21 protein-coding genes are annotated in these 20680 nt (G+C 63.0%); 10 read left to right on the top strand and 11 right to left on the bottom strand.

Annotation, left to right across the window (positions count from 1 at the left end):
* The first annotated feature begins 202 nt into the window (after positions 1-202).
* The 3 genes from NEI07_RS11815 to NEI07_RS11805 all read left to right on the top strand — a co-directional run bounded on the left by NEI07_RS11815 (position 203) and on the right by NEI07_RS11805 (position 3675).
* The gene (locus NEI07_RS11815; protein WP_256034775.1) at positions 203-2008 is read left to right on the top strand and encodes a di-heme-cytochrome C peroxidase; all 1806 of its coding nucleotides are present in this window, start codon (positions 203-205) and stop codon (positions 2006-2008) included.
* Positions 2009-2130: 122 nt separating this feature from the next.
* Positions 2131-3228, top strand: a complete 1098-nt coding sequence (gene ychF, locus NEI07_RS11810) for a redox-regulated ATPase YchF (protein WP_256034774.1) — start codon at positions 2131-2133, stop codon at positions 3226-3228.
* Positions 3229-3465: 237 nt separating this feature from the next.
* Entirely contained in the window at positions 3466-3675 is a 210-nt protein-coding gene (locus NEI07_RS11805) for an integrase (protein ID WP_256034771.1), read from the top strand.
* A 39-nt stretch (positions 3676-3714) separates the two neighbouring features.
* Here NEI07_RS11805 and phaR read toward each other — a convergent pair whose 3' ends face one another.
* A complete protein-coding gene (gene phaR / locus NEI07_RS11800; RefSeq protein WP_014892546.1) occupies positions 3715-4341 on the bottom strand; it encodes a polyhydroxyalkanoate synthesis repressor PhaR in 627 nt (208 codons plus the stop codon).
* 243 nt (positions 4342-4584) lie between these two features.
* Between phaR and NEI07_RS11795 the strand changes: the two genes are divergently transcribed.
* The 4 genes from NEI07_RS11795 to NEI07_RS11780 all read left to right on the top strand — a co-directional run bounded on the left by NEI07_RS11795 (position 4585) and on the right by NEI07_RS11780 (position 8461).
* A complete protein-coding gene (locus NEI07_RS11795) occupies positions 4585-5757 on the top strand; it encodes an acetyl-CoA C-acetyltransferase (RefSeq protein WP_256034769.1) in 1173 nt (390 codons plus the stop codon).
* A 116-nt stretch (positions 5758-5873) separates the two neighbouring features.
* Positions 5874-6599 carry an acetoacetyl-CoA reductase gene (gene phbB / locus NEI07_RS11790; protein ID WP_026222828.1) on the top strand — a complete coding sequence of 242 codons (726 nt, stop codon included), beginning with the start codon at positions 5874-5876 and terminating at the stop codon, positions 6597-6599.
* 97 nt (positions 6600-6696) lie between these two features.
* A complete protein-coding gene (locus NEI07_RS11785; RefSeq protein WP_256034767.1) occupies positions 6697-7842 on the top strand; it encodes a lysylphosphatidylglycerol synthase transmembrane domain-containing protein in 1146 nt (381 codons plus the stop codon).
* A gap of 13 nt (positions 7843-7855) precedes the next feature.
* Complete coding sequence (locus NEI07_RS11780; protein ID WP_256034766.1) at positions 7856-8461, top strand: L,D-transpeptidase; 606 nt, start codon at positions 7856-7858, stop codon at positions 8459-8461.
* Between the two features lie 32 nt (positions 8462-8493).
* Here NEI07_RS11780 and NEI07_RS11775 read toward each other — a convergent pair whose 3' ends face one another.
* From NEI07_RS11775 to NEI07_RS11765, 3 genes are all read right to left on the bottom strand, one after another.
* Positions 8494-9501 carry a sulfate ABC transporter substrate-binding protein gene (locus tag NEI07_RS11775; RefSeq protein ID WP_256034765.1) on the bottom strand — a complete coding sequence of 336 codons (1008 nt, stop codon included), beginning with the start codon at positions 9499-9501 and terminating at the stop codon, positions 8494-8496.
* Positions 9502-9607: 106 nt separating this feature from the next.
* The gene (locus tag NEI07_RS11770; protein WP_256034764.1) at positions 9608-10507 is read right to left on the bottom strand and encodes a pirin family protein; all 900 of its coding nucleotides are present in this window, start codon (positions 10505-10507) and stop codon (positions 9608-9610) included.
* A gap of 74 nt (positions 10508-10581) precedes the next feature.
* Entirely contained in the window at positions 10582-10785 is a 204-nt protein-coding gene (locus NEI07_RS11765; RefSeq protein ID WP_256034763.1) for a hypothetical protein, read from the bottom strand.
* Between the two features lie 140 nt (positions 10786-10925).
* On the opposite strand from NEI07_RS11765, the gene NEI07_RS11760 reads away from it, so the two are divergent.
* Positions 10926-11378, top strand: coding sequence for a MarR family winged helix-turn-helix transcriptional regulator (locus tag NEI07_RS11760; RefSeq protein WP_256034762.1), 453 nt, complete (start codon positions 10926-10928; stop codon positions 11376-11378).
* A gap of 46 nt (positions 11379-11424) precedes the next feature.
* The gene (locus NEI07_RS11755; protein ID WP_256034761.1) at positions 11425-12729 is read left to right on the top strand and encodes an SCP2 sterol-binding domain-containing protein; all 1305 of its coding nucleotides are present in this window, start codon (positions 11425-11427) and stop codon (positions 12727-12729) included.
* A 5-nt stretch (positions 12730-12734) separates the two neighbouring features.
* On the opposite strand, the gene NEI07_RS11750 is transcribed toward NEI07_RS11755, so the two are convergent.
* On the bottom strand, positions 12735-14834 hold the full coding sequence (locus NEI07_RS11750) for an elongation factor G (RefSeq protein ID WP_256034760.1): 2100 nt from the start codon (positions 14832-14834) through the stop codon (positions 12735-12737).
* Between the two features lie 158 nt (positions 14835-14992).
* On the opposite strand from NEI07_RS11750, the gene rph reads away from it, so the two are divergent.
* Positions 14993-15706 (top strand): ribonuclease PH, encoded by a 714-nt coding sequence (gene rph / locus NEI07_RS11745; RefSeq protein ID WP_256034759.1) that lies wholly within the window; start codon positions 14993-14995, stop codon positions 15704-15706.
* Between the two features lie 102 nt (positions 15707-15808).
* On the opposite strand, the gene NEI07_RS11740 is transcribed toward rph, so the two are convergent.
* The 6 genes from NEI07_RS11740 to NEI07_RS11715 all read right to left on the bottom strand — a co-directional run bounded on the left by NEI07_RS11740 (position 15809) and on the right by NEI07_RS11715 (position 20678).
* Positions 15809-16411, bottom strand: a complete 603-nt coding sequence (locus tag NEI07_RS11740; protein WP_256034758.1) for a GNAT family N-acetyltransferase — start codon at positions 16409-16411, stop codon at positions 15809-15811.
* 21 nt (positions 16412-16432) lie between these two features.
* Positions 16433-17839: a threonine synthase gene (gene thrC / locus NEI07_RS11735; protein WP_256034757.1), complete on the bottom strand. Its 1407-nt coding sequence runs from the start codon at positions 17837-17839 to the stop codon at positions 16433-16435.
* Between the two features lie 93 nt (positions 17840-17932).
* Positions 17933-18670 (bottom strand): SURF1 family protein, encoded by a 738-nt coding sequence (locus tag NEI07_RS11730; RefSeq protein WP_256034756.1) that lies wholly within the window; start codon positions 18668-18670, stop codon positions 17933-17935.
* Positions 18667-19044, bottom strand: coding sequence for a DUF983 domain-containing protein (locus tag NEI07_RS11725; protein ID WP_256034755.1), 378 nt, complete (start codon positions 19042-19044; stop codon positions 18667-18669). The genes NEI07_RS11730 and NEI07_RS11725 overlap by 4 nt, the downstream gene beginning before the upstream one ends.
* Before the next feature lie 73 nt (positions 19045-19117).
* Entirely contained in the window at positions 19118-20008 is an 891-nt protein-coding gene (locus NEI07_RS11720) for a cytochrome c oxidase subunit 3 (protein WP_256034754.1), read from the bottom strand.
* A 76-nt stretch (positions 20009-20084) separates the two neighbouring features.
* Positions 20085-20678: a cytochrome c oxidase assembly protein gene (locus NEI07_RS11715; RefSeq protein ID WP_256034753.1), complete on the bottom strand. Its 594-nt coding sequence runs from the start codon at positions 20676-20678 to the stop codon at positions 20085-20087.
* Positions 20679-20680: the final 2 nt, after the last annotated feature.

Genomic DNA, 20680 nt, shown 5'->3' with positions numbered 1-20680 from the left:
TCAGCGCGAAGCGGCGCGCCTGTCGCGAGCATCGCCAACAGCGCCCCAATCAGGAGGGGAAGGCTAGAAGCGGATGGAGTTCTCTTCATTTTCATGCCGTGTTGGCGCGCGCCACGCACATCGGCGGCGCGCCGACGCCCGTTGTGAATCACGCGCGCCTATGCTCTAATTTCATCGCATATTCTATTGTTTTGGGGGAGCCATGATTGCAAACAAAGCACTGCGCGCGCTATTGCGGGCGCATATCGCCGCCGCGCTGCTCGCACTCGCCGCGGCAAATCCTACCTCAGCCGAAGTGAAATTCGCCGATCAGGGGGCCCGTTGGGCGCAGGCGGACCGCGACGATTTCTACAGTCTCGACCAGGGCGCGCGAATTATGCCGCTCAACTGGTTCAAGGCACTGAGACATCCTGACGGCAAACATTTCCTCGATGATGGGCTGACGCGCTACGGCTATCTGCCGAATCCAAACAGCCCAACTCCCGGACTGCCGGTCGGCTTCCTCGCCGCCTCCGAACATGGCGCACAATTCTTCAGCATGACATGTTCCGCCTGCCACACGCGTCAGATCGACGTTAACGGCGTCTCCTGGCGGATCGATGGGGGGCCGGCGCTCAGCGACTTTCAAAGCCTTCTCGCCGACATCGACACGGCGTTCCATAAAATTCTTACCGACGAGGCCGCCTTCGACGCCTTCGCCAAAGAAGCGCTTGGGGGCGACCCGAACGAAAACGCTCTGCGGAAACTGCGCAAGGAAGTCGAGGTCTGGTTCCAGCCCTACGACGTTCTGATGCGCAAATCGCTCCCCAAGCCTGGTTGGGGCGTGGCGCGCGCCGACGCCGTATCGATGATCTTCAACCGAGTCGCCGGGCTCGACATCGGAACGACCTCGTCCCGCATCATCGAGCAGAATATCGCCCTCGCCGACGCGCCGGTGCGTTATCCGTTCCTTTGGAACGCGGCGATTCAGGATATGACGCAGTGGCCGGGATTCGCCCGCAACGGCGACGACATTCTTGGTCTGGCGAGAAACGTGGGCGAGGTCTACGGGGTCTTCGGGATCTACAGACCGACGCCGCTCACGCTCGCAACGCCGCAACTCGTCAAATTCAATTCTTCCCGACTCCCCAAACTCATCAACTTCCTCAATGACTCCTCGCTCAATTATCCGGGCCTGATGCGTCTCGAAACATTGATCCAGCAGATCGGTCCGCCGAAATGGCCGTGGAGTCTCGATCCGAAACTCGTCGCGCAAGGCGAGGAAATTTTCAATCGCGATCCCTCGCAGGGCGGCTGCGCGACAGGCTGTCACGCCGTCGCGAAAGGAACGCCCCGCCTGTGTAACGTCAACACATGGAAAACGCCGCTTCAGGATGTCGGAACGGACGTCCGCGAATACAACGTGCTCGGACGCGAAGCGGACACCGGCGTGCTCAACGGCGCAGCGATCCCCTTTATCCCCGGGATCGACACGCCGCTGAAGCCGAAGGACAAGATCATCAGCATTCTCGGCCTCTCGGTAATTGGATCGATCATCGAAGCGCCGCTGCATTTCGGTCTCGACGTGTTCAAGCCCATCGTTGAACAGTGCATCCCCGAGTCACGAGAAGCCAGGACGGAGACCGCCGCCAGTCTCATTACCGCCAAGCTCTCGGCGGACCTGCAAAATCTCTACAAGAAGCCCAGCGCGCAGCCAGCCGCGGTTTTTGAAGCGCGGGTGATGCGCGGCATCTGGGCGGCGGCGCCTTATCTGCACAATGGCTCTGTGCCGACTCTCGCCGATCTCTTGAAAAAGCCCGCCGATCGTCCGGCCTCCTTCAAGGTCGGCCCGGCGTATGACATTGAGAACGTCGGCTTGGCGAGGGAACAGGGCGCATTCCACTCGACCTACAACGCCGACGATTGCTCGAAACGCGATTCCGGCAATAGTCGCTGCGGCCATGACTTCGGAACTTCGCTTTCGGACATCGAAAAGAAGGCGCTTCTCGAATATCTGAAGAGCCTCTAGCGCGAGGGCCACGCGCGCGACGATCGCAGCATGAAAACAAGGGGGACGCGCGTCCCCCTTGCCTTTTCTCGCGCCGCCCCGCATACCGCGCCGCAACGCGCAATCCAAAAACCGGGACGGATATGGGGTTCAAATGTGGCATCGTCGGCCTGCCCAATGTCGGCAAGTCGACCCTCTTCAACGCCCTCACGCAGACCGCCGCGGCGCAGGCCGCGAACTATCCTTTCTGCACGATCGAGCCCAATGTCGGCGAAGTCGCCGTTCCCGACCCGAGGCTTGAGGAACTGGCCAGGATCGCCGGCTCCAAAGAGATCATTCCGACACGCCTGACCTTCGTTGACATCGCCGGCCTCGTGCGCGGCGCCTCCAAGGGCGAAGGGCTCGGCAACCAGTTTCTCGCCAATATCCGCGAATGCGACGCCATCGCTCATGTCGTGCGCTGTTTCGAGGACGGCGACGTGACCCATGTCGAAGGCGGCGTCGATCCGATCCGCGACGTCGAGACGATCGAGACGGAGCTGATGCTCGCCGATCTCGACAGTCTCGAAAAGCGCGTCGTCGCCATGGAGAAGAAAGCCAAGGGCGGCGACAAGGAGGCGAAGGAACTCGCCGATTTGATGAACCGCTGCCTTGTCCTGCTGCGCGAAGGCAAGCCCGCGCGTCTCGCCAAGGTGAGCGCGGAGGAGCGCGTCGCCTTCGCCGGTCTCGGGCTGCTCTCGTCGAAGCCCGTGCTTTACGTTTGCAATGTCGAAGAAGCGTCGGCGTCCGACGGCAACGCCCAGTCAGCGAAAGTCGCGGCCCGAGCCGCCGAGGAAGACGCGGCCGCGGTCGTCGTCTCGGCGAAGATCGAAAGCGAGATCGCCGTGCTGCCGGCCGCCGAGCAGAAGGATTATCTGGAGGCGGTCGGCCTCACTGAGCCCGGGCTCAATCGCGTCATCCGCGCCGGCTACGACCTGCTGCATCTCATCACCTATTTCACCGTCGGCCCGAAGGAGGCGCGCGCCTGGACCATCGAAAAAGGCGTGCGCGCGCCGGCCGCGGCGGGCGTGATCCATACCGATTTCGAGAAGGGTTTCATTCGCGCCGAGACGATCGCTTATGGCGATTACATTTCAAACAAGGGCGAGGCGGGGGCGCGCGACGCGGGTCGGCTGCGGCTGGAAGGCAAGGAATATGTGGTCGCCGACGGCGACGTGATGCATTTCAGGTTTAATACGTAGCACGTTACCTCTCACACGAGACGCAAGGGTAACAGGGGAATTGGGGTTTTCCTCACCCTCATCCTGAGGAGCCGCCGAAGGCGGCGTCTCGAAGGACGAGGGAGAGGAAAAATACGCGAAAACGGGCGTCCTCGTCCTTCGAGACGCGTGCTGCGCACGCTCCTCAGGATGAGGACGCCCTTCACCCGATCGCTCTATGCGTTAATCCAGCCGAAACCGTATCGCATCGAGCGCTCCATGAGCCTGATGATCTCAGAAGTTTACGATGCTTTCATCGCCGCCGGCGCGTCGGAAGAGAAAGCGCGCAAGGCGGCGGAGGCGATGACCGTGCATGAGAATCGCTTCTCAAAAATAGAAAGCGAGCTGACAGTCTTGAAGCGGATGGTCGGCTTCGTCATGGCGCTGCTATCGGCGGTGGCGCTGAAGCTCTTTTTGCATCGACTGTAGCGCCGACGGCGCCGCCGGACTTTAGAAGCTAATCCCGCCTCACCCCTTCGACAAATTATCGATCCGCTTGTTCAACTCGTCGAGCTGGCGCTTCAGGTCGGCGACGTCGCCGGCTTCCTTGCTGGCGCCGCCGGCCTCATGCTCGTCGAGCGACGGGGCCGTGGTCATCATGCCTTCCGTCGGCACGCCGAAGGGATTGAACATGGTCAGCGCCTGACGGAACACGGCCATGTTCTTGCGCGCCTGCTCTTCGAGCGACTGGAAAGCCGCCCGGGTCGGCTCGGCGAAGGGAGCGCCGCCGACGCCAAGCGCCGAGGTGAATTGGTCCCGGAATCTTTGCTGTTCTTTCGTCAGCTTGTCGATCGAGAATTCGAGATAGCTCGGCACCAGCATCTGCATCGAGTCGCCATAAAAGCGGATGAGCTGGCGCAGAAAGGCGATCGGCAGCAGGCTTTGGCCTTCCTTGCCCTCCTGCTCGAAGATGATTTGGGCCAGCACCGGGCGGGTGATGTCATCGCCTGTTTTTGCATCGCACACGACGAAGTCCTCGCCGCGCTTTACCATCCCGGCAAGGTCCTCCAGCGTCACATAGGTGCTCGTTCCGGTGTCGTAGAGCCGACGATTGGCGTATTTCTTGATCGTTGTGGGTTTTTTCTCAGTCGCCATACGCCTGACACGCTCCCTCGCCGCACGGCCGCCGCCCGCCTAAAAACAGTCGCCTAGCGTTGGACGATACGCGCAAATTGGCGCCTGCGGCAATATTTTCATGCCGAAAGCCTTTCGCTACCGCTCGATTCCGTGCAAAACGGGCCGCGGCTTGCCCACCGCAAGCGCGAAAGGACCAACACTTCGCCCCCTGACTGGCTAAGGCGGTCGGGCGGTTGGACTATTTTTTAAGGAGATCGACAGATGACCGATATCGTGATCGTTTCCGCGGCGCGCACCGCCGTCGGATCGTTCAACGGAGCCTTTGGAGCGGTTCCGGCCCACGAGCTCGGCGCCGTCGCCATCAAGGCCGCACTCGAGCGCGCCAAAGTCCAGCCGAATGAGGTCAGCGAGGTCATTCTCGGGCAGGTGCTCGACTCCGCACAGGGCCAGAATCCGGCGCGTCAGGCGGCGATCAAGGCCGGCGTCCCGGACAGCGCCACCGCCTTCGGGATCAATCAGGTCTGCGGCTCCGGCCTGCGCGCCGTGGCGCTCGCGGCCCAGCAGATCCAGGCGGGCGACGCCAGCATCATCGTCGCCGGCGGTCAGGAGTCGATGTCGCTTGCGCCTCATGCGTCGCAGCTGCGCACGGGCACGAAAATGGGCGACGTGAAGTTCGTCGACACCATGATCATCGACGGGCTCACCGACGCCTTCAACAATTATCACATGGGCGTCACCGCCGAGAACGTCGCCAGACAATGGCAGATCACCCGCGAGCAGCAGGACGAATTCGCGGTCAAGTCGCAGAACAAGGCCGAGGCCGCGCAGAAGGCCGGCAAGTTCAAGGACGAAATCGTCCCCTATACGATCTCGACCAAGAAGGGCGACGTCGTCATCGACGCCGACGAATATATCAAGCATGGCGTGACCATGGAGGGCGTCGGCAAGCTGCGCCCGGCCTTCGCCAAGGACGGCACGGTGACGGCGGCGAACGCCTCCGGCCTCAACGACGGCGCCGCGGCGCTCATCGTGATGAGCGCCGATGAGGCCAAGAAGCGCGGCCTGACGCCGCTGGCGCGCATCGCCTCCTGGGCGACCGCCGGCGTCGATCCGTCGCTGATGGGCTCCGGACCGATCCCCGCATCGCGCAAAGCGCTGGAGAAGGCCGGCTGGAAAGTCGCCGACCTCGATCTCATCGAGGCGAACGAAGCCTTCGCGGCGCAGGCGCTCGCGGTCAACAAGGACATGGGCTGGGATCCCGCAATCGTGAACGTCAATGGCGGCGCGATCGCCATCGGCCATCCGATCGGCGCCTCCGGCGCGCGCGTGCTCACCACGCTCCTGCACGAGATGGCGCGTCGCGGCTCCAAGAAGGGCCTCGCGACGCTCTGCATCGGCGGCGGCATGGGCATCGCGCTGACGGTGGAGCGGTAATCTTCGGCAGTCGGCAATAGGCAATAGGCAGTCGGATTATGACGATCTCCGACTGCCTACTCACGACCGCCGACTGCCGTTTCAAACGATCAACGATTCTGGAGGAGACTCTTTAAATGGCAAGAACTGCAGTTGTGACAGGCGGCACGCGCGGCATCGGCGAAGCGATTTCCAAGGCGCTGAAGGCGGCGGGCTACACTGTCGCGGCGACTTACGCCGGCAATGACGAAGCCGCCAATAAGTTCAAGGCCGAGACGGGCATTCCGGTCTTCAAGTTCGACGTTTCCGACTATGACGCCTGCGCCGCCGGAATCGCGCAGATCGAGAAGGAGATCGGCCCGGTCGATATTCTCGTCAACAATGCCGGCATCACCAAGGACCGTCTGTTCCACAAGATGGAGCTTGCCCAGTGGCAGGCGGTGATCAACACCAATCTCAATTCGCTGTTCAACGTCACGCGCCCGGTCATCAACGGCATGCGCGATCGCGGCTTCGGCCGCATCATCGTCATCTCGTCGATCAACGGCCAGAAGGGCCAGGCCGGCCAGACCAACTATTCCGCCTCCAAGGCCGGCGACATCGGCTTCGTGAAGGCGCTGGCTCAGGAGAGCGCGTCTAAGGGCATCACCGTCAACGCCATCGCGCCAGGCTATATCGCCACCGAAATGGTGAAGGCCGTTCCGCAGGACGTGCTCGACAAGCACATCATTCCCTATATCGCCGTCGGCCGCCTCGGCGAGCCGGAGGAAATCGCGCGCGCCGTGGTGTTTCTCGCCGCCGATGACGCCGGCTTCATCACCGGCTCGACTCTGACGATCAACGGCGGCCAGTATCTGCACTAACCCAGCGCCGCATTGAATGAGAATGGCTGGCCGTTGTTGCGCCGGCCATTCTTCCGCCTCGAAGGCGGCGCGCTATTCCGCGCATAGCGAGACGGCCATGAGCGTAGAGGACGATCGACTTCGACCGACGCCTCTCGCGCCCGAGCTGCGATTGAGCGAGATTGTCTCGCCGGGCGGCGGCCTTCGGCCTTTGCCCGCGAACTTCGGGCCGCAGCGAGCGGCCAGCTCGATAAAATACATCTCTCAGCGCAGCGGATATGTCGCGCTGATTTTGAACGCCGCTTTTTTTGCCTACATATCTTACTGGCTCTATCAGAACATCGAATTCGCGAATCTCTCGCAGGAGCTCAAGCAGCTCCCCTTAAGCGCGATTCTGATCGCAATGACGATGAATGTGTTCGTCTTGCTGTTCTACGGGTCGCGCCTCTCGACGCTGCTTGGCGGCGGACTCTCGTCCGGCTTTCTGATCGCCACTATGGGATTCACCTTCAACAGTTTAGTTCCGTTCAGGGCTGGCGAAGGCGTAAAAATCTATTTTGGACATTCCTATTACAATTATGCGATTGGCGGCATCAGCGCCGCAGTCCTACTGGAAAAACTCTACGACGTTACAGCGATCGTCCTTTTGTCGTTGCTGATTCTGGCAAGCTCAGATTCGCGCATCATCGATCCACGCTTGTTGATCGCAGCCGTCGGGTTCATTTCAATTGTTTTTTGCGGCATGTTCGTCTTTCGGCGGAAAGCCGTCATTTGCCGCCTTCCGGATTGGCGCATCCTGGACGCCTTGCGGCTGGACGCATTTTTCAAACAGGCGGGAGGATTGGTCGCCCATCACCGCGCAGCGAGAACCGCGTTCTTCACGGCCTCGATATGGACGACAAATGTCTGCCTGGTCTACGTCGCCTTCAGAACGCTGCTCCCCGAAATCGATTTCACCCTTATCCACGCGATGACCTTATTGATGATCGGCGCGCTGGCGGTCGCCGTTCCAGCCAGCCCCGCCGGCTTGGGACTGTTTGAGGCCGGCATCGTCGCCTATCTCGTCAACGGCTATGGCGTTCAGAAGGAACGCGCCATTTCCGCGGCCTTGGCGTATCACTTCTCAATTACCGCGCCCCACACGCTGATCATCGTCGGCTTTCTTGGCGTGGCGCTCTTCCGGTTTTTGAGAGAGCGCTCGACGCCTGAGCGCGCTGCGCCGAGTCCCGCGCAGGCGCAAGACTCCGCTTCGACGCTCACCTGACGGAATTTCCCGCGTGCGCCGCCGCACGGATTGCGGGCCGCGCCTCTTCTACAACGCGCTCATCGAGACATCGAACATCGAGCGCAAGACAATGAAACGCCGCACTTCCAAGATCGCCCAATTCGCTTTCGCCGCCGCCCTCATCGGCGCCGCCTCGGCGCCGCAGGCCGCCGCCGCCCGCGAATTCGTTCATTATCACTCCGAGCTCGATCCCGGCTCCATCGTCGTCAGCGAGCACGAGCGCAAGCTCTATCTCATCGTCGATCAGGACGACGCCATCGCCTACAAGGTGGCGGTGCCGAAGGCGGGCAAGGAATGGAGCGGCGTCGTGCAGATCAACGCCAAATTCGTCGAGCCCGATTGGACGCCGCCGGAAGATGTGAAGCACGATCATCCCGAACTGCCTGAGGTGATCCCCGGCGGCGCCTCGAATAACCCGATGGGCGCCCGCGCCATGACGCTCAGCGAGGGTCAGGTCGCGATCCACGGCACGACGCAGAAGATGCGCAAGTCGATCGGCTCGGCCGCTTCCTATGGCTGCATCCGCATGCTGAACGAGGACGTCGTCGATCTTTACGACCGCGTCGCCGTCGGCGCCACCGTGGTGGTGACTCCGTAACTTGATGCTGCCTCGCCGACGGAAAGCGCTCCTTAGCGCTTCTGTATCTCATCGAAGATCCCGCCGTCGGCGAAGAATTTCTTCTGCGCTGCAGGCCAGCCGCCAAACTGCTTGTCGATGGTGACAAGTTTGATCTTGGCGAAGCGTTTAAGATCTTCTTTCGAAGCGTATTGGGGAGAAGCCGGACGGTAGCCGAATTTGGCGATAAGCGCCTGCGCCTTCGGCTTGAACAGGCTATCAAGATAGGCCTCGGCGAGCTTGCGCGTGCCTTTCGCGTCGACGTTTCCGTCGACGATCGAGACGGCGGGCTCGGCAAGTATTGAAATAGACGGCGTGACGATCTCAAATTTGTCCGCGCCAAATTCTTGCAGCGTCAAGAACGCTTCGTTTTCCCAAGTGATCAGCGCATCGCCGATGCCGCGCTGGGCGAAGGTCGTCGTCGAACCGCGCGCGCCGGAGTCGAGCACCGGGGCGTTGGCGTAAATCGCCTTGACCAATTCTTGCGTCTTCGCCTCGTCGCCGTTGAATTTGTCGAGGCCATAAGCCCAGGCCGCAAGAAAATTCCATCTTGCGCCCCCGCCTGTTTTCGGGTTGGGCGTCACTACGGCGACGCCGGGTTTTGCAAGATCGCCCCAGTCCCGGATCGCCTTTGGATTTCCCTTGCGCACAAGCAGCACGATCGTCGACGTATAGGGCGAAGAATTGTTTGGCAGGCGCTTTTGCCAGTCTGCGGGAATTTTACCGCTTCTGGCGGCAATTTGGTCGATGTCGTTCGCCAGCGCCAATGTCACGACGTCGGCGGCGAGACCGTCGATGACCGCCCTCGCCTGAGCGCCAGACCCGCCATGCGACATTTTGATCTCGACTTCTCCGGCGCCGCTGGCTTTCCAATCGGCCACAAAAGCTTCGTTGACCGCCTTATAGAGTTCGCGAGTAGGATCATAGGAGACGTTCAGCAGCGTCTGGCCGGCCAAGGCTGGCGACAGAAACAGACCGATAACGAGTGAACCCAATCGTGCAGCAGCGAATGTTCCTGACATTTGCGAGTCTCTCCATTTCGTGTCGAGTTTAGTCTACTAAATTAGTAGTCTAATAGCTCAACATCGCGCGGAGAGCAAACTGCCTGCACGACAGCTAACAGTGCGATCACTCTTCCGGCAGCGGAATGAACTCCGCGTCGCCCGGCACTGAAGGGAACTTCCCTTCCCGCCAATCGCGCTTCGCCTGCTCAATCCGTTCCTTGCTGGAAGACACAAGATTCCACCAGACATAGCGGCGCCCGTCGACCGGCGCGCCGCCAAGTAGCATCATCCGCGCATCGGCAAGCGCGCGGATCGTGATCGCGGCGCCGGGGCTGAAGATCAGCAATTGCGGCTCATCGAAACGTTCGCCGGCGATCTCAATGGCGCCGTCGACAAGATAGAGCGCGCGCTGCTCATAATCCGCATCGAGCGGCGCTGCGGCGCCGGCCGCGAGGCGCAGTTCGACATAGAACCAGTCCGACAGGGTCTCCACCGGCGACCTGGCTCCGAACGCGGCGCCGGCGATGACGCGCGCGAACACGCCTCGATCGTCAACGGCAGGAAGAACATCGGCGCTAAAATGCTGGAAGCTCGGCTCGGTTTCTTCATGCGCCAGCGGCAAGGCCAGCCAGCTTTGCACGCCGAGCATCTGTTGCCCCGCCGCGCGCGGACCAGGCGGCGTGCGCTCGGAATGAACGATGCCGCGCCCGGCGGTCATCAAATTCATCGCGCCAGGCGCGATCTCCTGCACATTCGCCAAACTGTCGCGATGCAGAATGCGCCCGTCGAAAAGATAGGTGACGGTCGCCAGGCCGATATGGGGATGCGGACGCACGTCTATCCCCTGCCCCGGCGCGAATTGAACCGGGCCGAAATGATCGTAAAAGATGAACGGCCCCACCATCTGGTGCCGCTCGTCGGGCAATGCGCGCCTGACGCTGAAGCCGCCGAGATCGCGCGTTCGCGGCGCAATCCGCAATTCGATCGTCTTCGCCGCCGTCTCGGCGCCGCCGGGGATGGACATGCTGAGCCTCTTCTCGCGCGTGAAGGTTGCGCAAGTAGCTAACGCCGCGCGTCGACGGATCAAGCGCCGCGCAATCAGGCGCTGCGGCGCTTGCCCTTCATAACGCATCCGACGTTCGCCGCCTGTCGCACCCTCTTGCCATTGGCGCAACGCGGCGACGAATTGGCGTCGAGACCCGTCGCCTGCGGCGCAGAGATCGACGCGCGCTTCAAGCCGCCAGCGCTCGAATAGAGACTGAACGACATGGCCAGAGCGGCGACTACCAGGAATATGAACATTCGCATCTCATCACTCCCCTTTTGATAATGAGAAAGCAGTTCAGGATCATGGTCCGAAGTGGGACGGCTTACTGTGCTCTCGCGCACGAGCGACGCCTGCCGCATTTGACGGCGCCAATAAACGGGTATATACACATACCATGACTTCGTTGAACCAAGCCGACGTCAAGCTCTGCGCGCAGAACTGCGCGGCCGCGAATATCCGCCGCGCCAGCCGCGCCATCACGCGGCTCTACGGGCAGTTTATGGCGACGACGGGTCTGGAGCCGACGCAATATTCGCTGCTCGTCGCCTGCTCGCTTACCGGAGGCGCGACGGTCAGCAAACTTGCCGAATATTTCGCGCTTGATCGCAGCGCGCTTGCGCGAAACCTTGCGGTTTTGGAGAAGCGCGGACTTGTGAAAGTGAAGCATGGCGACGATCGCCGCACGCGCAAGATCGCGCTGACGCCGTTCGGCGAGGCGACTCTCGCCAACGCCATGCCGCATTGGCGCGAGGCGCAGAATGCAGTGGAGTCAAAATTCGGCGCCGAGCGCCTGCAAAAGCTTCTCTCCGAACTGCGCGTCCTGATGGAGGCGACCTCGCCAACCTAAGGTGAACGGCGCCGAGACGATCGCCGCGCTAAAAGGGGTATATGCAATGATGGTGGATCACAGCCTCTCCTTCGCACGTGACGCCGCAGTTCTCGATGCGAACGCCCTCCGCGACATTGCTCTTGAGGCCGGCGCCGACGACGTTGGCTTTGTCTCGCTCGACGATCCGGCGCTCGACGATCAGCGGGGCGACATCCTCGCGGCGTTTCCCTTCGCGCGCACGCTCATCTCCTTCGTCCTCCGCATGAACCGCGAAAACATCCGCAGTCCGGCGCGATCCGCCGCCAATCTCGAATTCCACCATGCAGCCGATGATTGCGACGAAGTCGCGTGCGCGATTGCCCACTCCCTCGAAGCGCGCGGCGTTCGCGCCGCCTATCCGTCGATGGGATTCCCAATGGAGGCGTCACGGTGGCCGGACAAGATGTGGGTCGTCTCGCACAAGCCCGTCGCCGTCGCCGCGGGTCTCGGGCGCATGGGACTCCATCGCAATGTGATCCATCCGAAGTTCGGCAATTTCATTCTGCTTGGCACGGTCGCCGTCGATATCGACCTTGAGGCGCACGCGAAGCCGCTCGACTTCAATCCGTGCTTCGAATGCAAGCTCTGCGTCGCCGCCTGTCCAACGGGCGCGATTGCGCCGGACGGACATTTCGACTTCGGCGCCTGCTACACGCATAATTATCGCGAGTTCATGGGCGGTTTCGGCGAGTGGGTGGAGACGATCGCGGATTCAAAAAGCGCGCGCGCCTATCGCGCGAAAGTCGGCGACGCCGAGACCGTCTCGATGTGGCAGAGCCTCGCCTTCGGGCCGAACTACAAGGCGGCCTATTGCATGGCCGTCTGCCCGGCGGGCGCCGATGTGATCGGCGCCTATCAGGCGGATAAGAAGCATTATCTTCAGGAGATCGTCGATCCGCTGCAGAAGAAAGCCGAGACGGTCTACGTCATCGCTGACTCCGACGCCGAAGCTTATGTGGCGCGCCGGTTTCCGGGCAAGACGCCGAAACGCGTGGGCTCGACGCCGCGTCCCGTGACGATCGAGGGCTTCCTCTCCGGCCTGCGACTGCGCTTTCAGCGCAGCAAGTCGACCGGTCTCGATGCCGTCTACCACTTCGTCTTTACCGGCGCGGACCGTCGCAGCGCCACCATCGTCATCGCCAACAAAACGCTCAGCGTCGACGACGGGCTTGTCGGCGACAAGCGACTGACCGTGACCGCCGACTCCGAAACCTGGCTGCGCTTCGTGCGCAAGGAGACGAGCCTCGTCTGGGCGCTGCTGCGCGGCAAGATCAGGCTGCGCGGCGATCCGCGCCTGCTGCTCGCCTTCGGGCGCTGCTTTCCAGGCTGAACCCGCTATCCCCCGTTCGCCTTCGCCGTGTGCGCGGCGACGATGTCGCGCGCCTGCTTGCCGACGACTTCCGCGAGATGGTCGAAACGGGCTTGATAAAAGCCCGCGCCCGCCGTCGCGGAGCGCAGCTCGACGATGAGATTGTCCATCTCCGCCTCGGGAATCAGCGTTTCGAGCTTGTCCCAGCCTTCCCACCCCTCACGGGGGCCGAAGCCCATGATCTGGCCGCGCCGCGCCGAGACGATGCCGGTTGCGCGCGACATGGCGTCGCTCGGCACGAAAATATCGACCGCAAGCACCGGCTCCAGCAGGATCGGCTCCGCCTTTTCCAAGGCTTCGCTCATGCCGATGCGCGCCGCGGTGCGGAACGCCATGTCGGAAGAATCGACGGAATGGTACGAGCCGTCGGTCAGCACCGCCTCGACGTCGACGACCGGAAAGCCTAACGGGCCGTGCAGCAAGGCGTCCTGACAGCCGGCCTCGACGGACGAGAAATATTGCTTGGGCACGGCGCCGCCATGCACGCGCTCGCTGAAGGCGAATCCTTCGCCGCGGCCGCGTGGCGCGATCTCCATCACAACGTCGCCGAACTGGCCATGTCCGCCCGACTGCTTCTTGTGGCGGCCGCGGACGGTGACCTTATGTCGGATCGTTTCGCGATAGGCGACCGTCGGCTTTGAGCAGTCGACCGCGACGTTGAAGCGCGAGGCGAGGCGTTCGAGCGCGACGCGCAGATGCATCTCTCCCTGGCCGAAGAGCTTGATCTGCGACAGCTCCTGGTCATGAACGAAAACGAGCGAAGGATCTTCTTCGATGAGCTTCGTCATCGCCGCGGCGAGCCGCATTTCGTCCTTGCGATCCTTCACATTGAGCGCGAGGGCGTGCACCGGATCGGGAGCTTCCGCGCGCGTCTTCTGCAGATCCGCCGCGCCAGGGCGCGCGTCGGTGACAATGTTGTCGCCGGTCTGCGCATGATCGAGGCGCCCGAGAGCGACGACGTCGCCGGTTTTCGCCTCCGTCGTCTTGCTCGTCGCCGCGCCCATCAAATGCGACATGCCTGAAATGCGATCCTCTCCCTGGGGCGAAGCGACGGTCTGCCCGTCCGCAAGGGAGCCGCGCAGCACGCGCGCGACCGACATTTTTCCGCCGTGCGGCGTGTGGATCGTACGGATGACGCGCGCGAGCGCGGAGCCGTTCTCGCCGACGCCAAGCCGCACCCGGGTCGCTTCGATTCCCGGCGCCTCGTGGCGCATCGCCTTCAACAGCCGCGTCACCCCGGCGCCCCGTTCGGCCGAGCCGATGAACAAAGGCACGACGAGTCCGGCGCGCAATTCCTTGGTGAGGTCGTCGAACACCTGATCGCGCGGCGGCTCGATATCGGAAATCAGCTCCTCCATCAGCGCGTCGTCGTAGTCGGCGAGCCGCTCGAGCATCGAGTAGCGGGCTTCCTTCTCGGTCGCGACGTCCCCCCCGGAAATCTCGACGACTTCCGACGGCGCATGTTCGCGATAGACATAGGCGCGCTCCAGCGCGAGATCGATGAAGCCGACCGCGACGCCATTATTCCAGATCGGAACCTGGCGCAGCAGCAGCGGCGTGCGCGAAGCCTGCTGCAGAATGGTGAGCGCCTCGCGCACATCGATGGTCGCGGCGTCGATCTTGTTCAGGAAAATGAAATGCGGCACGCCAAGCTCTTCGAGCTGGCGCAAAATGAGCTGCAACGCCGGTATCTTGCGGGGGTCGGCTTCGCAGACGACGACGGCGGCGTCGACCGCCGGCAGGATATTGCGCGAGTCATGGGCGAATTCGACGGAGCCCGGCAGATCGACGAATGTGTAGCGGTCGCCCATATAATCGACCGTCGCGACATTGGACTCGACGCTCATCTGATGGGCGCGGGCTTCCGGACTGGAGTCGCCGACGCTGGCTCCTGCAGCGACGGGGCCCTGCCGCGGGATCGCCCCGGCGTGGGCCAGAATAGCCTCGAGAAGAGTGGTCTTGCCGCATTGGAAAGGGCCCGCCAGCGCAATCAGCCGGGGGCCCTGTGCTCTCGCGTCGTGAGAATGCGCTCCTTGGGACGACGCTGGGGACAATGTTTGACCCATCACTCCCTCCTTATCTGTCGCAGCCTGGTTTCGTCCGGCCCCGTTAGCTCATGGTTTCACCATGCGGCCGCCAGCGCAAGACGCCGCCCCTCGCCCGGCGCTTCCACGCTCGCGGAAAGCACGATAGAAGGCGCAACCCATAGGACAACGGAGCTATTATGCGCCCCAGTAAACGCGCGCCCGACGAGATGCGCCAGGTGAGTTTCGAGCGAGGCGTCGCCCGCTACGCTGAAGGCTCCTGCCTCGTAAAATTCGGCAATACGCAGGTGCTCTGCGCGGCGTCGCTCGAGGACAAGCCGCCGCCGTGGCTGCGCGGCCAGGGCCGAGGCTGGGTGACGGCGGAATATTCCATGCTGCCGCGCGCCACCCACACGCGCACGCGTCGCGAGGCCGCCGCCGGAAGGCTCTCGGGACGCACGCAGGAAATCCAGCGTCTCATCGGCCGCTCGCTGCGCGCCGTCACCAATCTGCCAGCGCTGGGCGAGCGGCAGATCGTCGTCGACTGCGACGTCATCCAGGCGGATGGCGGCACGCGCACGGCGTCGATCACCGGCGCCTGGCTGGCGCTGCATGATTGCCTTGATTGGATGCGTTCGCGCTCCATCGTCAAGGAAAGCCCGCTGCGCGATCATGTCGCCGCAGTGTCCTGCGGCATCTTCAACGCAACCCCGGTGATCGACCTCGATTACGCCGAGGATTCAACCGCGGCGACCGACGCCAATTTCGTCCTCACCGGTTCGGGCGGCCTCGTTGAAATCCAGGCGACAGCCGAAGTTGCGGTTTTTTCCCAGGAAGAGTTGTCGGCCATGCTGGCGCTCGCCCAGCAGGGAGTTGCGGACCTCGTCGCTCTGCAGAAGGCGGCGCTCGCGTAAGCGATCTCGTCCGCGTCAACAATCGTTCAAATTCAAAATATTGGAGCAGGTTCTGCTCCAGGGCTTGAAAAGGCGGCGCGGCTCAAGCCCGAGCGGCGCCGCTTACGCCGCCGACGGCGGATTGATCGGCTGAGGATCGGTTTCCAACAGCGCATAAAGCAAATGGTCGCGCCACTGGCCATTGATGTTGAGATAGGAGCGCGCATAGCCCTCCTGCTTAAAACCGACGCGCTCCAGCAAGCGCTTCGAGGGCTCGTTCGTCGGCAGGCAAGCCGCCTCGATGCGATGGAAGCCGCGCTTCTCGAAAGCATAGGCGCAAGCGGCTCGAACGGCGCGGGTCATGTGGCCCTTGCCTGCATAGGGTTCGCCCATCCAATAGCCGAGCGTCGCCGCCTGCGACACGCCGCGCCGGACGTGGCCGAAGGATAGGCCGCCCATCAGCGCGTCGTCCTCCTCTCGGAAGATAAAGAAGGAATAGGCCTCGTCGCGGGCCATTTCCTCGGCGTGGCGGCGCACGCGATAGCGAAAGCTCGCCCGTGTGAGATCGTCGATCGGCCAGAGCGGCTCCCAGGGCGTCAGGAAGGAGCGGCTTTTTTCGCGCAGTTCGGCCCACTCGATGTAATCGCGCATTTCGGACGCGCGCAGGTAAAGACCCTCGCCTCTAATCGGCAGGTCGCGCCGCCCGATTACGCTGAAGATCGCCATCGTGCTCCTTGCCAGACGCTGTCAGTTCTTCGCCGCCCGTGCGTGCGACGAGATGAATTCGGCGACTCGCGCGCCGTCATTTTCAAGAATCGTGAATCGTTCCGGCGCGTCAAGTCGGGCCGCAATATTTTCAGGCGGCTGCGGACGCAGTCCGATGGCGCGTTCAATAGCGTCTGGAAACTTTGCCGGATGCGCCGTCGACAGCGCGATGACGGGAGTCGCCGGATCTTTCGCAAGCCGCGCGCGCGCCGCACTGACGCCGGTCGCCGTATGCGGATCGAGCACATAGCCGCTCTCGCGCCAGGTGCGGCGAATCTCCTCCGTCGTCTCGGTCTCGCCGACCGACTGCGCGTCGAATTCAGCGCGAATGGCGGCGAGCGCCGCAGCCGGAATCTCGAAGGCGCCGGATTGACCGAGCGAAGCGAAAGCGGCGCGGACGGCGGCCGGATCGCGTCCCGCCGCATCGAACAACAGGCGCTCGAAATTGGAGGAGACCTGAATGTCCATGGACGGCGACTGAGTCGGCGTGACGCCGCGCGGCTCGTAGCGGCCGCTCGCAAGCGCGCGCGCAAGAATGTCGTTGGCGTTGGTCGCGACGACCAATCTCTCGATCGGCAGACCCATCCGCTTAGCGACATAGCCGGCCAGCACGTCGCCGAAATTGCCTGTCGGCACGGCGAAGGAAATATGCCGATGCGGCGCGCCGAGGGCGACGGCGCTCGTGAAATAATAGACGGTCTGCGCGACGACGCGCGCCCAGTTGATCGAATTGACCCCAGCGAGTCCGACGCGCGTGCGAAAGTCGGCGGCGCGAAACAGTCGTTTCAAAATCGCCTGCGCGTCGTCAAAGGAGCCCTGCAGCGCGATCGTATAAACATTGTCGTCAGCGACCGTGGTCATTTGCTTGCGCTGCACGTCGGAGACCCGGCCGTGCGGAAACAGAATGAAAACGTCGACGCGGTCCAGACCCTTGAACGCCTCGATCGCCGCGGCGCCCGTATCGCCGGACGTTGCGCCGACGATGGTGGCGCGCAGATTTCGCTCTTCGAGCACATGATTCATCATGCGCCCGAGGAGCTGCATCGCCAGATCCTTGAAGGCGAGCGTCGGCCCGTGAAAAAGTTCGAGAACGAAGAGATTGTCGGCGATCTGCGTGAGCGGCGCGATCGCGCGGTGACGGAACCCGCTATAGGCGCTCTCTGTCTGCGCCCGCAAAATCTCGCGCGAAAACGTCTCGCTGAGATAAGGGGCGATGACTTGCGCCGTCGCTTCGGCATATGACCGGCCCGCGAGCGCGGCGATCTCGGAAGGCGCGAGACGCGGATAGGCGAGCGGCGTATAGAGACCGCCGTCAGTCGCAAGACCGGCGAGCAGAACGTCGTCGAAGCCAAGCTGCGCGGCCTCGCCGCGGGTTGAGAGATAGCGCAACCGTCAATCCATGGATGGAAGAGCGCGCGCCGCGCGCGCGCGTGTCAGTGCGCTTTTCATAGCATATTCGACAGCGCTGCAAGCCCGAGGTCGCTAGATGCGCTCATGCGCAAGAACGCCGCGTGCGTAGATCCCAAAAACGACGAGAAGCGCGACCGACAGGCCGAACCACGTCACGACGTAGGAGAAGTGATTATTAACGATCGTTGGAACGCCCCCCACCGGGCGCGGCCAATCCGACCCCGCTGCGGGAGCCGCGTCAAGGACGAGCGCGAAAGGCGCGGCGTCGGCTAAGCCGAGAGCGCTGGCGATCGCCGCGGGATCGCGCGCATAGAATACGCCCTTCTCGGGCTGATCGGCGGGCGTGAACGGGTTGCGGCGCTCCGGCGCGCGCAGCAATCCGACAAGCGTCGCTTCGCCGGAGGGGGCGGCGCGCACGGCGGCGTCATCGGCTTTTGACGCTGGAAGAAATCCGCGGTCGACAAGCACGACGCCGCCGCACGCCAGCGCGAAAGGCGTAAGCAGCCAATAGCCCGGCTCTCGGCTCGCGCCCTCCGGCGGCGCGGCGAAGACGAGCGCGTCGCGGCCGCCGATAAAACGACCCGTCGCGCGCACATGCATGAAGTCGTAATCCTCAGTGCGAAGGCTCGCCCATCGGTCAGGCGGCGGCAACGGCTGCGGCGACTGTGTGGCGCGCTGCTCGACGCGCGCGATCAGCGCCTCTTTCTCGCCGAGCCGCCGCACCTGCCAAAATCCCAGACTGACCAGCAGCGCAAAGAGCAACGCCGTCGCAATCGCCGGCCCTAAAAGCGCGCGGACGGCGGAGCTCACGACTGATGGCGGCTTTCTTCAGCCTTGTTGAAATATTGCAGGGCGATCAGCAGGCCCTTCATCGGCCGCAGCAGCCCCACGCAGAGAATCGCCGACAGCGGCACGAGGATGGCGGCGTGCACCCAATAGGGCGGCTGATATGTCACCTCGACGTACCACAGCACCGCGATCGCGACGAAGCCGACGACGGTCATGACGATGATCGCCGGTCCGTCGCCCGCGTCGGCAAAGGCGAAATCGAGCCCGCAAACCTCGCATGTCGGCGCGACGGTCAGCAGGCCCCGGATCATATGGCCCTTGCCGCAGCGCGGACATCTGCCGAGGATTCCGTCGACATAGAGCGAAACGGGCGGATAGACGTGCTCTTGTGACATGTTGGTCCTCCAACGAAAACGGTCACGGGCGCGCCCGTGACCGTCCAATGTTCAAACTGGCGCCGGCGCGCGCTTATTCCATTGTCCCGCCCCAGTTCCCCCACACGTAAATGCAGGCGAACAGAAACAACCAGACGACGTCGACGAAGTGCCAGTACCAGGCGGCGAATTCGAAGCCCAAATGCTGGTCCGGCGTGAAGGCGCCTTTGAAGACGCGCAGCAGGCAGACGATGAGGAAGATCGTGCCGACGATCACGTGGAAACCGTGGAAGCCGGTCGCCATGAAAAAGGTCGAGCCGTAATTCGTCGCCGCCGGCTTCGCCGGGTCGAAGGCGAAGGCGAAAGGCGCGTGGAGATATTCATAGGCCTGGATCGTCGTGAACAGCAGGCCGAGCGCGATCGTCGCGATCAAGCCCTTCTTCAACACGTCGCGCTTATTCTCCAGAAGGCCGTGATGGGCCCAGGTCAGAGTCGCGCCGGAGCTGAGCAGAATCAGCGTATTGAGGAGCGGCAGTTTCCAGGGGCTCAGCACTTCCATGCCCTTGGGCGGCCAGACGCCCTGGAACAATTCGGTGCGCAGAACCTGCGCCGCATCGGCGGGGAAGAGCGCCGAATTGAAGAACGCCCAGAACCAGGCGACGAAGAACATCACCTCCGAGAAGATGAACAGGATCATGCCGTAGCGATGATGCAGCCGCACGACCGGCGAGTGGAATCCCCCGACGCTCGCTTCGTGGATGATGTCGCTCCACCACGCGTACATTACGAGCAGAACGCCGCCCAGGCCGACAAAGAACACGGTGCCGCCAAAGGTCATGCCGCCGATCGGCGCGCCCTTGTGCTGCGCCATCCACATGACCGCGCCGATCGCCGTGATGAGCGCGGCGAGCGCGCCCACGATCGGCCACGGACTCGGATCGACCAGATGATAGTCGTGTTCGGGTTTCGCGTGTCCGTCCGCCATCTTGCTCTTCCTTGTCATCGGCCGGCGGTACCGGCCAGTCCCCTAGTTTGCCGCGCGGTCAAGTCGCGCGGCGCAGTCAACCCTTCGGCTTTGCGATCGCCGTCTCGCTCGTCTTCGCCGCCGTGGAATCCTTAATGGCGAAGAACGTGTAGGAAAGCGTGATCTCGCGAACGCCGCGCATGCCTTCTTCGCGCTCAAGAGCGGGATCGAGATAGAAAACCACCGGCCATTCCTCGGCCTCGTGCGGTCCGAGCCGCTTCTCCTCGAAGCAGAAGCAGGCGACCTTGACGAAGAAGGCGCCGGCCTGACCGGGCGTGACATTGTAGGCCGCCTGGCCGCTGGTCGCGCGATCAGAGAGATTGGCGACCTTGTAATAGACGGTTTTCGTCTCGCCGGTGCGCAACGAGATCTTGGCGACCTCCGGCTCGAACCGCCACGGCAGATCGCGGGCGACATTGGCGTCGAAGCGCACGGTGAGCATGCGCTCGCCGGGGGACGGCGCGCCGGCGACATCCGTCCTCGGCATGCCGCCAAAGCCGGTCGCGGCGCAAAAGGCCCGGTACAGCGGAACCGAAGCGAAAGACAAGCCGAGCATCGCCGCCGTGCCCACGACCAGCGCCGCCGCGATCATCCGCGGGCGTTTGCGTGAACGAGGCGCCGGCGCGTTCATGG

It is taken from the genome of Methylocystis suflitae (genome assembly GCF_024448135.1).
GTDB classification, from domain to species: domain Bacteria; phylum Pseudomonadota; class Alphaproteobacteria; order Rhizobiales; family Beijerinckiaceae; genus Methylocystis; species Methylocystis suflitae.
Note: the sequence above shows the minus strand (reverse complement) of the source record. Positions and strands in the feature narration are given on the sequence as shown.

Coding starts and splice junctions, on each gene's coding strand:
- NEI07_RS11815 (WP_256034775.1), top strand. CDS start 203: ATGATTGCAAACAAAGCACTGCGCGCGCTATTGCGGGCGCATATCGCC.
- ychF (WP_256034774.1), top strand. CDS start 2,131: ATGGGGTTCAAATGTGGCATCGTCGGCCTGCCCAATGTCGGCAAGTCG.
- NEI07_RS11805 (WP_256034771.1), top strand. CDS start 3,466: ATGAGCCTGATGATCTCAGAAGTTTACGATGCTTTCATCGCCGCCGGC.
- phaR (WP_014892546.1), bottom strand. CDS start 4,341: ATGGCGACTGAGAAAAAACCCACAACGATCAAGAAATACGCCAATCGT.
- NEI07_RS11795 (WP_256034769.1), top strand. CDS start 4,585: ATGACCGATATCGTGATCGTTTCCGCGGCGCGCACCGCCGTCGGATCG.
- phbB (WP_026222828.1), top strand. CDS start 5,874: ATGGCAAGAACTGCAGTTGTGACAGGCGGCACGCGCGGCATCGGCGAA.
- NEI07_RS11785 (WP_256034767.1), top strand. CDS start 6,697: ATGAGCGTAGAGGACGATCGACTTCGACCGACGCCTCTCGCGCCCGAG.
- NEI07_RS11775 (WP_256034765.1), bottom strand. CDS start 9,501: ATGTCAGGAACATTCGCTGCTGCACGATTGGGTTCACTCGTTATCGGT.
- NEI07_RS11770 (WP_256034764.1), bottom strand. CDS start 10,507: ATGTCCATCCCCGGCGGCGCCGAGACGGCGGCGAAGACGATCGAATTG.
- NEI07_RS11765 (WP_256034763.1), bottom strand. CDS start 10,785: ATGTTCATATTCCTGGTAGTCGCCGCTCTGGCCATGTCGTTCAGTCTC.
- NEI07_RS11760 (WP_256034762.1), top strand. CDS start 10,926: ATGACTTCGTTGAACCAAGCCGACGTCAAGCTCTGCGCGCAGAACTGC.
- NEI07_RS11755 (WP_256034761.1), top strand. CDS start 11,425: ATGATGGTGGATCACAGCCTCTCCTTCGCACGTGACGCCGCAGTTCTC.
- NEI07_RS11750 (WP_256034760.1), bottom strand. CDS start 14,834: ATGGGTCAAACATTGTCCCCAGCGTCGTCCCAAGGAGCGCATTCTCAC.
- rph (WP_256034759.1), top strand. CDS start 14,993: ATGCGCCCCAGTAAACGCGCGCCCGACGAGATGCGCCAGGTGAGTTTC.
- NEI07_RS11740 (WP_256034758.1), bottom strand. CDS start 16,411: ATGGCGATCTTCAGCGTAATCGGGCGGCGCGACCTGCCGATTAGAGGC.
- NEI07_RS11725 (WP_256034755.1), bottom strand. CDS start 19,044: ATGTCACAAGAGCACGTCTATCCGCCCGTTTCGCTCTATGTCGACGGA.
- NEI07_RS11720 (WP_256034754.1), bottom strand. CDS start 20,008: ATGGCGGACGGACACGCGAAACCCGAACACGACTATCATCTGGTCGAT.
- NEI07_RS11715 (WP_256034753.1), bottom strand. CDS start 20,678: ATGAACGCGCCGGCGCCTCGTTCACGCAAACGCCCGCGGATGATCGCG.